Source organism: Peribacillus sp. CSMR9 (genome assembly GCF_033141925.1).
In the GTDB taxonomy this organism is placed as follows: Bacteria; Bacillota; Bacilli; order Bacillales; family DSM-1321; genus Peribacillus; species Peribacillus simplex_A.
Window position 1 is genome coordinate 187882 of record NZ_JAOPHO010000003.1, and the last position, 16122, is coordinate 204003.

General features: G+C 36.5%; 16 protein-coding genes and 1 pseudogene. 8 read left to right on the forward strand and 9 right to left on the reverse strand.

All coding sequences use genetic code 11. From position 1 onward, the window contains the following. The first annotated feature begins 621 nt into the window (after nucleotides 1–621). The gene (locus tag N9I19_RS04035; protein ID WP_284470408.1) at nucleotides 622–1458 is read left to right on the forward strand and encodes an RMD1 family protein; all 837 of its coding nucleotides are present in this window, start codon (nucleotides 622–624) and stop codon (nucleotides 1456–1458) included. A gap of 354 nt (nucleotides 1459–1812) precedes the next feature. On the opposite strand, the gene N9I19_RS04040 is transcribed toward N9I19_RS04035, so the two are convergent. The 3 genes from N9I19_RS04040 to N9I19_RS04050 form a co-directional block, all read right to left on the reverse strand. Next, entirely contained in the window at nucleotides 1813–3012 is a 1200-nt protein-coding gene (locus N9I19_RS04040; RefSeq protein ID WP_317777040.1) for a C40 family peptidase, read from the reverse strand. A 986-nt stretch (nucleotides 3013–3998) separates the two neighbouring features. Beyond that, a complete protein-coding gene (locus N9I19_RS04045) occupies nucleotides 3999–4313 on the reverse strand; it encodes a hypothetical protein (protein ID WP_317777041.1) in 315 nt (104 codons plus the stop codon). A 98-nt stretch (nucleotides 4314–4411) separates the two neighbouring features. Continuing rightward, on the reverse strand, nucleotides 4412–4891 hold the full coding sequence (locus N9I19_RS04050) for a hypothetical protein (protein WP_317777042.1): 480 nt from the start codon (nucleotides 4889–4891) through the stop codon (nucleotides 4412–4414). A 455-nt stretch (nucleotides 4892–5346) separates the two neighbouring features. On the opposite strand from N9I19_RS04050, the gene N9I19_RS04055 reads away from it, so the two are divergent. Next, nucleotides 5347–5937 carry a TetR/AcrR family transcriptional regulator gene (locus tag N9I19_RS04055; RefSeq protein WP_317777043.1) on the forward strand — a complete coding sequence of 197 codons (591 nt, stop codon included), beginning with the start codon at nucleotides 5347–5349 and terminating at the stop codon, nucleotides 5935–5937. Between the two features lie 25 nt (nucleotides 5938–5962). Further along, nucleotides 5963–7162, forward strand: coding sequence for an MFS transporter (locus tag N9I19_RS04060; protein ID WP_089363451.1), 1200 nt, complete (start codon nucleotides 5963–5965; stop codon nucleotides 7160–7162). Nucleotides 7163–7518: 356 nt separating this feature from the next. On the opposite strand, the gene N9I19_RS04065 is transcribed toward N9I19_RS04060, so the two are convergent. Continuing rightward, nucleotides 7519–8484, reverse strand: a complete 966-nt coding sequence (locus tag N9I19_RS04065; RefSeq protein WP_317777044.1) for an MBL fold metallo-hydrolase — start codon at nucleotides 8482–8484, stop codon at nucleotides 7519–7521. 341 nt (nucleotides 8485–8825) lie between these two features. Between N9I19_RS04065 and N9I19_RS04070 the strand changes: the two genes are divergently transcribed. From N9I19_RS04070 to N9I19_RS04080, 3 genes are all read left to right on the forward strand, one after another. After that, the gene (locus N9I19_RS04070; protein ID WP_061463734.1) at nucleotides 8826–9029 is read left to right on the forward strand and encodes a hypothetical protein; all 204 of its coding nucleotides are present in this window, start codon (nucleotides 8826–8828) and stop codon (nucleotides 9027–9029) included. Nucleotides 9030–9705: 676 nt separating this feature from the next. Beyond that, entirely contained in the window at nucleotides 9706–9849 is a 144-nt protein-coding gene (locus N9I19_RS04075; protein ID WP_081109015.1) for an ATP-binding protein, read from the forward strand. A gap of 505 nt (nucleotides 9850–10354) precedes the next feature. Beyond that, nucleotides 10355–10909: a hypothetical protein gene (locus tag N9I19_RS04080; RefSeq protein WP_289338317.1), complete on the forward strand. Its 555-nt coding sequence runs from the start codon at nucleotides 10355–10357 to the stop codon at nucleotides 10907–10909. Between the two features lie 1076 nt (nucleotides 10910–11985). Here N9I19_RS04080 and N9I19_RS04085 read toward each other — a convergent pair. Further along, entirely contained in the window at nucleotides 11986–12108 is a 123-nt protein-coding gene (locus tag N9I19_RS04085; RefSeq protein ID WP_317777045.1) for a hypothetical protein, read from the reverse strand. Nucleotides 12109–12207: 99 nt separating this feature from the next. On the opposite strand from N9I19_RS04085, the gene N9I19_RS04090 reads away from it, so the two are divergent. Then, the gene (locus N9I19_RS04090) at nucleotides 12208–12903 is read left to right on the forward strand and encodes an ArsR/SmtB family transcription factor (protein WP_317777046.1); all 696 of its coding nucleotides are present in this window, start codon (nucleotides 12208–12210) and stop codon (nucleotides 12901–12903) included. Nucleotides 12904–13124: 221 nt separating this feature from the next. Here N9I19_RS04090 and N9I19_RS04095 read toward each other — a convergent pair. Then, nucleotides 13125–13301 (reverse strand): annotated as a pseudogene (locus N9I19_RS04095) (IS4 family transposase); the annotation flags it as partial. Between the two features lie 134 nt (nucleotides 13302–13435). Here N9I19_RS04095 and N9I19_RS04100 point away from each other — a divergent pair. Beyond that, complete coding sequence (locus N9I19_RS04100; RefSeq protein WP_317777047.1) at nucleotides 13436–14056, forward strand: NAD(P)-dependent oxidoreductase; 621 nt, start codon at nucleotides 13436–13438, stop codon at nucleotides 14054–14056. Nucleotides 14057–14181: 125 nt separating this feature from the next. On the opposite strand, the gene N9I19_RS25435 is transcribed toward N9I19_RS04100, so the two are convergent. The 3 genes from N9I19_RS25435 to N9I19_RS04110 are packed head-to-tail and all read right to left on the reverse strand — an operon-like array spanning nucleotide 14182 to nucleotide 16101. Then, complete coding sequence (locus N9I19_RS25435; protein WP_486352015.1) at nucleotides 14182–14295, reverse strand: hypothetical protein; 114 nt, start codon at nucleotides 14293–14295, stop codon at nucleotides 14182–14184. Nucleotides 14296–14312: 17 nt separating this feature from the next. After that, nucleotides 14313–15179 carry a MurR/RpiR family transcriptional regulator gene (locus N9I19_RS04105; RefSeq protein ID WP_089363458.1) on the reverse strand — a complete coding sequence of 289 codons (867 nt, stop codon included), beginning with the start codon at nucleotides 15177–15179 and terminating at the stop codon, nucleotides 14313–14315. A 25-nt stretch (nucleotides 15180–15204) separates the two neighbouring features. Then, complete coding sequence (locus tag N9I19_RS04110) at nucleotides 15205–16101, reverse strand: N-acetylglucosamine kinase (RefSeq protein ID WP_317777048.1); 897 nt, start codon at nucleotides 16099–16101, stop codon at nucleotides 15205–15207. Nucleotides 16102–16122: the final 21 nt, after the last annotated feature.

Genomic DNA, 16122 nt, shown 5'->3' on the forward strand with positions numbered 1-16122 from the left:
TTAATTAAAAAAAGTAAGCAAATCCACTTACAATAGATGATTACGAATTCAGCATTGTTGAGGAAACGGAAAAGAATAAAAAAAAATCATTATGTTCCATTTAGCTTAACTTGGAAACGGGCAATTTATTGTAATTGGCCCATATTGTAAATCAATCAATTTCAAGATGATGTATTAAGTTAAATAAGAATTCTTCTAAAGTATTACGTTTTCATCATCGTTAAGGGAACAAGTAAAGAAGACGCAGGAGAAGTAACTCGACAAACTAACAGCATTCCTTCAAAATTCATTTAACCATAAGGATGAAATAGGGTTACCGGTTAATTGAATTTTAAGGAGGAGATAGCGAAGAATCCAGTCATTGGTCTGGATTTGGTAAAAGGTGAAAGTCAGGTTCAAGCATTCTTGGATAAAAAATAATAGAACGAAACTTTCCAAACATAGTTCAGTGGAAGGCATGCACTAATTTAGCATAGCATGAAATTTTTAAAGTTTTTCATCGAAAAACTATTAGCTGGTTTAGCTGTAAGAAAAACAACCTTCAAGAATTCTTCAAGCATGTTTTTGTAAGGAATGGAATAAATTCAGATGAAGACCAATTTGCCGAAGAGAGTGATATAAATGAAACCAATTACCTTTAAAGCATTTGCAATCACTAATGAAATTGATTTGAATAAAATCGCCATTCATTGCGGCATTCCTAAAAAATTCACCTGGGAAGAGCCTTTAATCCTAAAAGGTGATATTCTAAATTCCATCCTTAATAAAAAGATGAATGAATCGCAACAGGTGCTGGTTTTTTCCTTTGGCAGCATTGTCTTCATTAATTACTCACACGCTGATGAGATAAAAGAGTTTTCAACCTATATCCAATCGTTCGAGCCTGATATTGATCTCGTCCATGTAGATCGATATACGGACGATTACAGCCTTCACATTAGAGAAACTGAAAACATCAAGCTGACCGACGAATATGTAGCGGTGCCTAAATATGAATTTTTCTACCCTGAATTAATTTCCACTGTTCTCGCAAAATCGGTGGCACTCGAAAAAACTGAGGAACAGCTCGGAAAAATCCATGACAAGCTCGAAACCATGATAGACCGACTGGAAAAAGGCAAGCTAAGAATCGGCAACAAGGAACTAGCGAGGACGACGGCAAAAATCGTACGTCACGAGTATAATACCCTTGCGTATATCATGATTCTGGATAAACCTGATATTACATGGACAAGCAGCATTGCCGGCGAATTTTATGACAGGATGCTGAATTTTTTTGAATTGAATGATCGGTATAAAATCTTGAAAAGTAAAACAGAAATTTTATATAACATTATGGATGGGTTTTCTAACATCAGCCATTCGATAAGGGGGCTATTCGTTGAATGGATCATTGTCATTTTAATTGTCTTTGAGATTATCTTGACGATTTTAGAAATTGTAGGATGGATTCCATGAATCCTGATTTAAGTGGCATAGACACTTTGAAGAAGTAGGGAAACCAAATTTCCATAATAGATTTGGGGTATCCGAAAACAGGTATTATTTGTGACAAATAAGAACGAAATGAAAAACTACTTCAATAAGGGAGTTGCTCCGTCAACCTGTTTCCTGCGGTACTAAAAAGCAGTAGACACATTTTGCATCCTCAATGTATTCATTACCGATACATCTTGACAGCTCATTTTTTTCATTTGTATATTCCTCAACCTTTAGCCCTTTTTAAGCCAAAAATCCCCTTAAGATACCATTGTATCTTAAAGGGAAACTATTAATAGAAAATCCAAGCAGTCTTAATTCTCTCGTTTTATCTTAGTCCATATTGTTTTGGACTTGCCCAAAACTTTCGAACTTCTGTTCAAAATAACTTGAAGTAAGATCAGAAATATGAACGCCAGTATTTTTTGTTGTATGTATAAAGAGACCATCCCCTAGATAAATACCTACGTGGGTTATCTCTTTACTTAAATCTGACTCTTTAAAAAATACTAAGTCCCCTGCCTTTGGATTTTTGAGTTTCCGCAGCAAGGAATAGTAGTCCGCTGCCGAACTTCGTTTAACGGAAATTCCCTGCTCCTTCATGACCCAATAGATAAATCCGCTGCAATCCATTCCAATAATCGGGTCATATTCACCAAAAACATAAGGAAATCCACGTAGAGTATATGCATACTTTATGACATCAAGAGCTTTATCATAGGAAGCCTTTTGATTTGCATAAAATGGATACAAGGGACTGCTGTATATTTGAAGATACTGCCCCTGCATCAAACTATCAGTTGGTAAAGCGTTACGCTTTTTGATTGTTTCCACAGATACACCGTAATTTTCGGAAATGCTTTTAAGTGTTTCATTATTTTTAACGACATGCTCTCCCTTAGGTGTAAACGTTTTAAACTCGGCTTGGAATTGTGCAAAATATTTTTCTGTGATAGATCTCACCTGAACTGTCTCTGCTCCATATCCAGAATTAACAAACTGATCCCCCCCCAGATAGATCCCAGCCGTCACGATTTTTGAGCTTTCCTTTTCCAGAAAAAATATAACATCTCCAGCCTTAGGAGTATCTGTAACCATTCCTTGCTTATAATAGCCTTCAACTGACAAACGGTCGATGGGCACCTGTTGTCGGGAGAGTACCCAATAAATCAATCCGCTAGAATCGAACCCATTTATCGGTGTCTCTTCTTCAGCCGCTTTTTTAAATCCTATAAAAGTTTTTGCATAATTCCCAATTTGTTTCCCTCTCTCTGTCCATTGATAGATGGAAGGAGTATAAACCGTCTGAATGATTAACTTCTGGCCCACATATAACGTACCATCCGGTAAACCATTCGTCTTCATTAATTGCTCTGCCGATATATCATAATTCGCTGCAATCGATTCTACCGTTTCCTGAGAGGATACAATGTGCACTTGCTCTGCCGCTTCAACTTTTAAGCCAGGTAAAAAGGTAAAACTAACCATCCCCAGCAATAAAAGCAACATACTACCTAATAATTTTTTTCCCATTTTAATCCCTTCCTTATAACCAAAAATATCTTTTAAAAATACAGTCATACAATCATGCAGATTTTCTTCCTTCTTAATGAAATTATAAAATTCTGCAATAATAAATATTCCCTGCACTACTTTAACACAAAAATACTATTAATTGGGTTACCTTCCACTTTTTCTTATTGAGCAAATCCGTATTGATTTCCCCTCTAATTTGAATGCATGATTATTGCAGGAATTATACTTCAAAAGGCCGCCAAATACTTTGTTAAATAATTTATCGTTCAATGAACTAAATATGGCATCTAGGGCGGTGATATCGGGCGATTTCTAAAAGAAGTATTTCAGGGTCCCGCAATCCAAAAACTTGCTATGATTAGAGTGAAAACTATTCTTATGATCATTGAAATCTGATCATTGAAATCATTAAACATTTCATTTAGTAACAATGAAATGAAAAATAAACAATCAAATCTGAAAAAATGATTGTTCGACCAAACAAATAAAATTATAATATATACATAATTTTATCCGACCATATATTCTGTCTTGACATTCAAAAGGCCGCCAATTGGCGGCCTTCTTATGGGTGCTAACGACCGATTACTTTAAGTGCAATCCTTTACAACTTACAAACTTTTTAATTAGACTGTTTTTTGTTTTGTCTTCACTTATGAAACCTATGAAATTGGTAATTAGAATATAAATTAGGAAAAACAATCACTCTTCTATTGCCAGAAGGCCTATAATCATGCCTTCCATATGTAGCAGGGGATAGATGTGCGATTATATAAACAAAAAGCACAAAATATGGAACCTATAGGATAACTGTCAAAAAGTTAGCGTTTCGACCATTTAACCACTTTTTTGTCAGGAGAAAGAGTAGGATTGACCCAAAATGAATTAAATTCAACAACAATAGCTACTTTACAGTACCAATATTCCATCCCGTCAGTCTACTAATCCTATATTCATACACATAAGTTCGAGTGGAACAAAATTTATTTATTAGGCACTAATAATACTGTTTTTTTAAAGTAAATAAACATATTAAATATACTTAACCCTAAAATTATAAGAAACATATATAAGGAAATAACGTCTCCTGCTAAATTTAATTCATCAGCTATGTATCCCATAATAATAAGATTAATACTTGAAACAATTATTGACATTATTGAAGTGATACTAACAGTGAATCCATTAACAAGGTTACTTCGTTTCTTAGCCAATAAAATAATGGAAATTATAAATAAACTAATTATTAAAGTAATAAAAACTAATCTTAAAAAATCGTAAATTTCCAACCCTTCCATAGTTACCCTCCCTATTATTCTTCCCTGCTAATATTACCACAAAAAACCATTTTTCCAGAAATGGAAATGGCTTATTTGTTCTTATAGTGGATAAGGTTTTACGACTGATTATAGTAATTTAAATTTTTCCAACCTTCAAAAGTATTTCTGAATTTTCTTGATAAATCATTATCTTTACTAAGAAGGAGAATTGCTGAAGAGTCCCACAAAACCAATTCAACTTTTGCCTTAGGATGTTGGATATTTGGAGTTTCCCCCCAAAGGTTTGGATTGCCGTCTGCATATGGTTCTACTTTAATGTCATCTAAATCAATTTTCTCGTTTTTATCAAATGCCGAAAATACACCCCAAATAAAATAAAAACCTTTATTATTAGCAAGTTTCTTTAGATTTTCACCTGTAATCCAGAAGTTATTATGAAGGTCGTCAAAAATCCGATAATCTTCAAAGTAATCAAGGCAATTTTCTTGGTATGACCAATCTAAATCTGTAAGTAGCCAATTATAATCTTTTTCGAGTCCGTTGAACGAGTTTAATATTTCTTTTAACTCCAAGAACCCTTCTAAAATGGTATTCATTTCTTATACCTCACAACTAATTCCCCTTATTTTATCACTTCTTTTTAAACTTCCACTTTAGTTCCATAAAAAGAGGTGACCTTCACAGCACTTTAAAGAACTATTGCACTCGTTCAATCAACAAGATACTCAAATTGTGTTGGGTTTAATCCTAAATCATTTAATCACCAATTGCTATTAACTTTTCAGTAACGCTTCGTTGTTATTCATATAATATCAGCATACAACTAAACTGACCCGAGAGCGGCCGCAGCACCCTCTGTTATAAGAAATAAGTATTCAATTATAAAAAAACAGTTTGATTACTTTTGTGCTCCTTTCATTCAAAAAAAGCGCTTGATTATGGAGGTTTTTTCCACACCACAGTGTTGCTTAATACCCTCCTATAAACTAAACCGCTTGCTTATATTTATTTAATTTGCTAATATAACTGACGAACGTTCGTTAAATTAGAGGTGATATTATTGAAAAGCAATGAAATTAAGGTAGCAGCTTTAAAATATTTTACGATTCATGGTTATGAAGGAGCATCCCTATCTCTAATAGCTGAAGAAGTCGGCATGAAAAAGCAATCCATTTACGCCCATTTTAAAGGCAAGGATGATCTTTTTCTGAAAGTTTTACGTGATGCGAAAGAGGCGGAGCTATCTTCAAAACTCCAATATTTCAGTAAAGTTGATTCAAAAAATCCAGAAAAAGATTTATACGGATTTCTACAATTGATCATCGATCTCTTTCAAAAAAATGAGCATTTAAAGTTTTGGCTGCGTATGTCATTTTTTCCGCCAGCCCATCTTGAAAAAGCAATCGGACAGGAAGTCATGGATATCGAGGAAAAGGTGCAGGCGATATTGGAAAGAAAATTTCAGGATTGGATCAATGCTAAATTAATCGTCGAAGAAGCAGCAATTACGCCGACCTTTGCTTTCTTAGGAGTAGTGGATTCCATTATGCTGGAGCTTGTATACGGCAATGATGAGAAACGGCTGAACGATAAATTAGCATCCTCTTGGAAAGTATTTTGGAGAGGTATTTCACAAAAATGATTCACATAGAAAGAGGTGTTTATACATGAATAAACCAATTAATGAACAAAAGGCGATATTAATTATTCTTCTAAGCAATATATTCATTGCCTTTCTAGGAATTGGACTCATCATCCCCGTAATGCCATCGTTTATGAATATCATGCATTTATCAGGAAGTACGATGGGCTATCTTGTTGCCGTATTTGCAGTATCACAACTTGTTATGTCACCATTCGCAGGTCGTTGGGTCGACCGTTACGGCAGAAAGAAAATCATCATTATCGGCTTATTCCTTTTTGGTGTTTCAGAACTTATCTTTGGTATAGGCACGAACGTATCCGTGTTATATATATCAAGGATCCTAGGGGGAATTAGTGCCGCCTTTATTATGCCAGGTGTTACTGCATATGTTGCAGATATTACATCAGTTCAGGAACGGCCAAAAGCAATGGGGTATATTTCGGCCGCCATTAGCTTGGGCTTTATTATAGGACCTGGTATCGGTGGTTTTATTGCGGAATATGGTATACGTTTGCCATTCTTTCTTGCGGCAGCCATTGCTTTTTTAGCATGCCTTGCATCAATATTTATTTTAAAAGAACCGCTAACAAAGGAACAGCTTGCAGAAGTTTCTGCTAATACAAAAGAAACAAACTTTATAGACGATTTAAAAAGATCACTTAACCCGCTTTACTTTATTGCGTTTATCATCGTATTTGTACTCGCTTTTGGTTTATCAGCATATGAAACTGTTTTCAGCCTATTTTCTGATCATAAATTCGGCTTCACGCCGAAGGATATTGCAACTATCATTACAATTAGCTCAATCTTCGGAGTTGTTGTCCAAGTATTTATGTTTGGAAAACTGGTAGATATCCTTGGTGAAAAGAAGCTGATTCAATTATGTTTAGTCATCGGGGCAATATTCGCGGTGGCTTCCACATTGATATCTAGCTTTTTGGCAGTACTGGTGGTAACTAGCTTCATCTTTCTTGCATTTGACTTACTTCGTCCGGCATTGACGACATTTTTATCAAAAGCCGCCGGGAAAGAGCAAGGGTTTGTTGCTGGAATGAACTCAACCTATACGAGCTTAGGGAATATCTTCGGACCAGCAATGGGAGGAATACTATTTGACGTAAACATCCACTATCCTTATCTTTTTGCTGCTGTCATTATGGTCATTGGCCTAGGTATTACAGTCATTTGGAAAGAAAACCGATTAGCAGATAGTTTAGCTTAATAACGAGGCGCCATTTGAATAATAAAGGCCAAAATTGCCCTAATATGATTTTTCAAAGTACATTTCGAGCTGGAAACTCTTAAACTTGTATTATACTTTGCCTTTAAACAAAGATCCCCTGTCCATTTTGGGCAAGGGTTCTTTATGCGTCAAGGGGTTAGAAGCTTTTACTCGATGCAGACTTTTATGCCCTTATATCATGATATTCATGAGCCGGCGCGCTAGGGATATCGGTTTTTTTATTGAAAGTGTCTTAGCCTGGGTTATATGTCAAAATGTTTACGGTAGCACAGTTCCAAACGCTTATCGCATTGGCTGAAGCTCGTCTATTATTTTTTCCCTGAGTGCTCATCGTTTCACGGGTGCAGCACTTGTACCTTATCGCCTATTTCAATGGGCAGCAAATCCTCACCTACTACAACTGTTCCTTCATATGTTTCTTTTGTTCTTCCGGGCAAATTAGCTTTTTCTTCTGTTAATCCACCTAATAATACAATATGTGAATACACAGCAAGCTTTGGTTGTATTTGGCTAAAGACTTTACCTGCTTCCTCGGGTGTAGTGTGAAGGTCAAGAATATTGGATATTGATTCTGATTCATTATCAGGTCTTGCGGCTGCAACCTCATGAATGACTACGTCAGCATCTTTAGCAAATTGAATTAGATTTTCATTATAACGGGTGTCACCTGAGATAACTACTGAATGTCCTTTGTAATTAACCCGATAACCGAAAGCAGGTTCAATTGATTTATGGTCAACCTTGAAAGCTATTACCTCTATTCCCTTTTGTTGATACACAACGCCTTCCTTGATATCATGTGCTATAATACTTGCTCCTTCAACGTTTCCATTTCCAGAGTCTTCCCTTGCATCCAAATCGGCTTTATAAGCTTTATTCATATGTAACATCATTTTCTTTGTTCCCTTAGGTCCCCAAATGTTAAAGGCTAGCTCTCTTTTCCCACCTGTTGGCAAAGAACCTGTAAGCCATATGTCTGGGATGCCAATCGTATGATCCGAATGCAAGTGTGAAAGGAATAACTTGTCAATACTGCCTGGTAACATATTCGCTTTATATAATTGCAAAGCAGTTCCACGTCCTGCATCAAAGAGGAGTTTTTCATTACCAACTTCCACAAGGGTAGCGGGACCGGACCGGGATGTACTTAAAATAGGAGAACCTGTTCCTAATAGAGTTACTTTAAAATCCGATTGCATTCCAGCAGATTGGCCAAAAGAAGGAAGTAATAATGATAATGATAGTATGATTGAAACTACCAACAAAAATCTAATAGAGGTATTCCTTATTCTTTTCTTCATAGCAAAATCCTCCTTAAATTATTTGACTTTACTCTGGGGATTCTGTCCCAGCCTCCTTCCGGGTGTTTGTTTTGAATAGAAAACGATGTTTCGGTTTTATTTTCCACAAATAAATACTACAGTATTTTCAATATTCAATCAACTATACCTAAAGCAATTTAGGATTTACAATTTGAATGCTGTTTCAACCTTTCATCAAGAACAACAAGATAGCGGAAGATTATTAATTACAGGTCCCAGTTCGTGATTGAAATTGAAAATAATCCATAAAAAATATTGGATTTTATTTTGGATCAATTGTTCATACTAAATAAAAAATACATGTTAAAGAAGGAGTTTATATGCCAAATCAAAAAAATAATGACCATAATCCAGTCCAACATAAAAGCCGGGACAGTCGATTAAATACAGAAGATGATCCTTTCGGCATACTTAAACAAGAAATGGAAGTGGATACAGATGTCAATGAAGATCCAAATCGGGAAAAATTATTAGATGAATCAGTTGTTTCTTTTCTAAAGTCGAAAGAAGGACAGGAATATTAGAGAAGGAATTGTGCTCGCTAATGGCATCTTTTTATAGCCAACTAATCCACCATTTTCAACTATCCTCCGATTAAATGATTCAGAAAAAGCTAGAAGACAAAGACAGAGTCATTTCTTACCAAAGGAAGTCAGATCATTTCAATTTTCCAAGGTGCCACTCATGAAGCTTTTGGGTGGCCCTTTTTGTATTGTTTTCTAAAATGTTGGTTAGATTTACTACTTTAATTTTTAATGTTTTCTTATTCGTAGGATTTCAAATATGTACAGAGTACAAGGTTTCTTGAACAAAAGAGCACTGTGACCCATCAGGTTAGCATAACTGGCCTCCACCCCTTGGATAGGCATGACGAAGGATTGAGAGGGCAATTGACCCACGGGAGGGAAAGCCTCCAGGGACGGTGTGGAGATGTACATTGCATGGTAAAATATGGAGTGGCACTGACTTCTTTATTTAACTATGCCTTCATGAAGCCAAAATGATCTGACCTCATTTCAATTACCCGGAAATCCAATTACAAGGGTTAGGAAATCCTGCGAATAAGTGAGCATTCGAGAGATATTCGTATCAAACTGATGGAGTTCAATAAGATAAATGGTATTTCCCATTCTTTCACCGCCCATTGATATTAATAAAAAGTCCTCCCCTTCACCTCCGTTAAACTTTTTGTAACCGACAATCGATGTATCTTCTAATAATTCTGGAACTGGATTAGGGCTGGCTATTGCAAGACAAATTATTATAGCTCATGGCGGAGATCTTCACATAGATAGTAAACCTCAACTAGGAACCCAGTGTAGTATTATATTTCATTCGAACTAGAAAAAAGAAATTAGCGCATTATTGTATAAGTGATTTAACGAATAAAAGCTGATACTTCCTTAGTGTAGGGAAAATCGGCTTTCTTTATTTCGAAATTTGCTTAGCGTATGTTTTTCGTTTTTTTGGTATATAGCTCCTTGGTTATGGTGAAATACTTTAAAAAACACTTTTGAAAATAAGAGAATTTACCTCCTGATAAATTAACAATATAGTAAAATATATCCTTGTGTGGAAATAATATACACTGTAGGCTAGAGGAGAATCATCCTTTGACACATTTCGTATAAACGGCTGGGGAGCGAAGCCGGAAGGAGGGAATATTAATAAAAGTGGAATTCAGCCATTCGTGTACAAGCCGGTATCGGATATTCCGTCAAGATTTTACGCAGGGGCTGTCAACTTCCACTTTTTCCGGCCAAAGTATCTAAATTTCAATAATATGGGAGTGGAGAAATTGCGAATAAAACTTTGTCTTTCCGTAATAATATGTTGTCTTTTCGTTGCCATGGGATTTACACCAGTATCGAAGGCCGAGACGAATGCAGAAAAGGATTATACGATTAAATCGTTCCATTATTTAAATGTAGATGGAAAAGATGTGGATTCCCAGTCCAAAGTGAGTAACATATCTAACAAAGAAATAAAAGTAACAATGGTTCTTCCTAAACAGAATAACGAGGGCGATTGGTTGGCATATGGATTTACGAGCAGGGAAACTTTGCTGGCATTTATCGAAAAAGATAAACAGAGACTTCAAAACAAAGTCACTACCATGGGCAGCGGTTCTTGTTGTACCGATTTCTATGAGTATAAAAATAAAGGTGGGAATTATATTTATTGGAGAGACGGTTTTACAAACTTGTCTTCCAGCTGGAATGACAGAATTTCCTCCTTAAGTACGGCGTCACCTTCTTCAAGCTATTCGACGACGCTGTGGGAGCATACTTCATCTCAAGGGTATGGCAGAGGAGTCTCCTTTAGACACTCCGATTGGTATGGTAAAACTGCTAATATGGCTTCGGATTGGGACAATAAGGCTTCGGCGATCGAAATCAAATAACGGGAGATCGCCAATGACCAGGTGAAGGATTTTTAAAATCACTATTCTCTCATTGATTTCGGAAATGGGAAAATAGTGATATTTTTTTAAAGTTTCGTCGCAACTGCCGACCGAGCACAAGCCGTAGTAAAGAAAAATTTTAAGGGATTATTTTTGACTGTAATTTTGTTTATTGTAGTGAACGTATGATTATGTAAAGAATCGCACGTTCAAAAGGCCGCCAATTGGCGGTCTTCTTATGACGCTAGTCGAGTAGAAGGGAACCTCACAGAACCGTGCTTGCGCTATTCACGCACACGGCTCCTCCTCGTTACCATTCACAAAATGTAGCTAATCTCTCAGATTCAGATTTTGCTAATTCTGCTATCCTTAGTCGTTTTTCCATTTATCCCTGCCTCTGAGTGTAGTAAATGTTTCCCTAGTAAGGGCGATAACTGGTAGCTAGCCTTTCCTCCATCGGCATTACCCAACTTCATTGGTACTACGCTGCTCCCCAACTCCCTACACGGATCGGTAGGGTCTCCCGAGTTGCCGTATCATATCGATGTGTATATCGTGCCAAGGTCTCTGACCCCAGAGAGGTTTTATCCATCTTGCCCTTTACGAAGGATAAAATATAGCTTTCTGCTGTGCGTAAAGCATCAGCCCTCTCGATTTACTAACATTATGGAGCTCAATCCCTTCAACCATTTGGCTTTCGGCCCGCCACCTAACTGTCTACGCTTAAAGACTAACGTTACCTTTAGCCCTCCAAGACTCGCTACGAGCGAATGGCTAGTTCTTACTCGACGGGAATCCACCCGCTAAATGATACGACCAAGGCTCGGCCGCACAGGCACCCGTTAGTAAAAGAAGAACTATTTATTTTCCAATTAGGTACTGCTCGGAATAAGACTTAGAAGCAAAAAGGTCTATACCTATAAAATCTTCACAGTTAGTATCCGAAAAATGAAACACTATTGATTCAACATTAGGATGAGGAATTGACTTTCTTATTATTTCATCATTCAGTCTAAAAGAATAATAAGTCTTTCCGTCAGTAGTAACTTCCTAATGTGTACCTTATTAGCAATCAGTTAAATTTTCCTTGCAGTTTCTCCTTCTAACTCTATTCCAACAATCGGGACTTCTTCTCCAAAGTCTAACATTATATTATCGTTAATAATTTCTGTGTTTGGAACCTGAGCCATTTTTTTCATCTTTATTTCTCCTCCTATTCATAGGTTCTTCCTTATTTATTGTAGAATATTAACATTTCGATTATCATCGAAATTTGGATTAAATTAGGGGGAATTAAAGTGAACGCAAATCCAAATGTAGCAATGATTGCTACTCTTGTGAGTGAAGCTTCTCGTGCAGCAATATTAACAGTCTTATTAGACGGTAGATTCCATCCTGCAAGCGAATTAGCATATATGGCAGGAATCAAACCACAGACGGCTAGTTTCCATTTGACAAAAATGGTCGATGCGAATGTAGTTACAGTTGAAAAACAGGGGAGACATCGATATTATGGACTTCGAAATCAAGAAGTTGCTCAAGTTATAGAGTCATTTTTATCAATAGCTCCACCAATTGAAATTAAATCATTAAAACAGGCTTCGGAAGAAAAAGAGATGCGTTTTGCAAGAACATGTTATGATCATCTTGCAGGGAATTTAGGAGTAAAATTAACAGATTATTTAATTAAAATAGGTGTTATTTATGAAGAAAAGGACGGGTTTACTGTTACTGAAAAAGGAGAGTCATTCTTTACAACTTTTCAAATTGATCTTGAAAGGGTTAAGAATAAGCGTCGTTCATTTACACACAAATGTTTAGATTGGAGTGAAAGACGTCACCACCTTGCGGGAGCATTAGGAAATGCCCTTCTAGAAAGACTATTAGAATTAAATTGGGTTCAACGTTTACCTAAAACAAGAGCAATAAAAATCACTTCTGACGGGAAAAAGGGACTTAAAGAAACATTTTCTTTTGATATTACAAACAACTAAGTTTTGAATATAAAACATCCGATTTAGCCTTAAAGGGGTTAAAGTCGGCTATTTTGTGTTGAAATTTGCTTAACGTGTTTTTTTTCCGAAATGCTGGCGGTCCCCCCCCCATCAAGCTAACGCCAATGAGTACTTAAAGTAGATCTATTTCTACAAGATAATCGTTCATGCAATTAAAGAAAGACATGCAAAATAAGCCTCCGATAGGCCATTTTTTTGCGCTATACTGCACTCTTGTGACACACGGTATACTGATAGACAACACCCAATATATCAAAGACTGTCTTTTTCTCATAACGGTGGGATTTTCGCCCATTTTTCTGTAGGAGGACAAACAGGCGAAGTAGAATCTTTGATGGCTCTTGGGTGCTTTTTTGTATCGCTTGAAACAGCAGTATATTAAATTTTTCTTTATAAAAAAGTTCGATTATCATATGATGACTTATTGCACTAAGGCTTTCATTAGTTGAAAAAGACGATATAATAACTTTTAAAGTGTAGTGTAATATTTGTAAAAAGGAGGTTCATTCTCATGAATATTTTAATTTTAGGTGCATCTGGACGAGTTGGAGGTCAAATAGTTACTTATGCCCTTCATGATAGACACCATGTTACTGTATTAGTTCGAAATCCAGAGAAGCTTCAAATAAATTGTGAAAATTTAACTATTATCCAAGGTAATGTTTTAAATAAAGGTGATATCTCACATGCATTGCATGGGATTGATGTAGTTATTAGTGCGCTGAATACTGATGGGACAACCACTCTATCAGAAAGTATGCCACTAATTATCGAAGCAATGGAAGAAGAAGGAATACAACGAATTATTACTATAGGAACTGCAGGTATCCTGCAAAGCAGAACCACCCCAAATTCATTGCGTTATCAGTCAAGTGAATCAAAGCGTAAGTCTACCCGTGCAGCGGTAGAACATCATAAAGTTTACGATATGCTCAAACAGTCACCACTCGAATGGACTATTGTCTGTCCTACGTATTTGCCGGATGGGGAAAGTGTAGGTAAATATCGTGTAGAAGGTAATTTTTTGCCGGAGGACGGCGTAGAAATATCCGTGCCGGATACAGCAGAGTTTACATTTAGTCTAATAAAAAGTAGCGATTATATAAAATCACGTGTAGGTATCGCCTACTAATAATCTTCTTATGCTAAACACCATGAGTTATCAAAAAAGCCGATTAATGGAAAAACATGTTTTTAATTTTTGGCCAGCCAAAAAGCCCTTCAAAACCTTTTTGGAGGGCTTTTTCTCTGTTTTAATTAGGCCAAATCCTGGAACGTTTCTTTACTCCTTGAAAAAGCGTACATCCTATGTTTGATTCTTCCGCATATATCTGCGCATTCACAATCCAAGCGAATGCCCTCCTCCATCATTTTTAAATCCTCTTCCTTCAAGTATCCAAATTTCTTTTGGTGAATTTCAATACAGATTCCCTTGAACGTTCAATTTCATTTTTATTTTCATTATAAAATTTTGAAACATACGCATAGAAAATAATGCTGACCGTTAGAAATTGTGCAAAAAGCGAACTTGTTGCAGCACTTCGGAACTTAGCCTCCGGTGCACGTACATGATTTAGGGACATATCAACTTTTTTAGTTAGTCCATTGTTCCCCAACCGCGATAAACCAATTGTTTTAATTCCATATGCTTTAGCAATATCAACGAGTTCCAGAATTTCTTCAGTTTCGCCACTATTGGATATACAGAAAAAAACGGTGTTCTTTGATGATGCAGCAAGCGCAGTGGCCGTAATATGCGGGTCTTGATTGGCACTTACAATCTTTCCTAACCGTAGCCATTTCTGTGTAATATCTTCAGCAACGAGCCATGAAGCTCCTAAACCATAGACATAAATTACATCTGCACTCCTCATGGTTTCAATGATATTGTCAAGAACGGCCTCATCCAAATAATGTGCCGTTTCTTGTATAGCTTGTACAGAGTTGGAGACTATTTTATTTTTAATGGACGCTATTGTTTCATTAGGCTCAATGTCATGGAAACCTTTTTTCTCCGGTTGGGAAATTAGGGATGATAGGGATACCTTCAGTTCCGAAAAACTGTTAACCTTTATAGAATGACAAAATCTCGTTACGGCCGAACTGCTGGCATTGGCATGGTCAGCTAATTCATGTATCGTCATTCTTATAATTTCTTGTGGATTTTCTAAGATATATTGTGCAATTTTCCTTTCTGATTTGGGCAACTGGTTCAATAAACTTTCAATTCTCAATATAATATTTTCGACGGGCATATGATTTACTCTCCTTGATCTTTACTTACTTTAAATGCTTCATTGCTATGTAGTAACAACCCAAGGTAGCTGATACGTCTTCTACAACAAATTTCACATTTGGGTTTTCAAGTTTAATATGATTGATGAAAGAGCTTTGCACCAATGGTATATTTGTCAATATGCTACCTTTTATTGCAATTGTAACATTCTCACTTAACTTTAACTTCTTGATAACCTTAAGCGTTAGTTTTGAAAGGTGGTACCCGGCCTGATTCAGAATATTTTGCGAGGAACCATCGCCCTCCTCCGCATGTTGGACAATTAGGGGAACAAACGCGGCAATCTCGGATTTCGTGGCGGAATAAATGAATTTCTTAAGTTCCATAACACTATGAAGCCCAAGTTTTTTAAGTATTGTCCCGGTTAAAAGGCTATAGTCATATCCCTCATCCTCTTCTTTCGTCATTTTTATAAAAGCCTGCATGGCGATCCAATAGCCACTTCCTTCATCCCCAAGAATGTGTCCCCAGCCACCAGCCGATTTCTCGATACCTTTATGGATGCCGATACTTACAGATCCAGTTCCGGATATGGTCAAAATGCCATCATTTCCTTTTAGTAAAGCAGCATGAGCGATAATTCCATCATTTACAATCGTGAACGGGGCATTTAATGCCTTTCTTAATGCACTTTTTATGCCCTGCGGATTTTCAACTCCTCCATACCCGGCTAATCCTAAGCAAATGTAATGGCAGCTACCATTATCAATAGGAGCTATGCTTTGTTCAATTGCCTGTATAATGTTAGCGATGGCTTGTTTTTCATTTATAAGCAGGTTTCCAAACCCAGCTTTGCCTTCACTTATTTTATTACCATCTAAATCATAAGCCGCTGCTTCAGTTTTAGTGCCCCCGCCGTCAACACCGATAATATAATTCATATCATTCTCCTATTCAGTAAA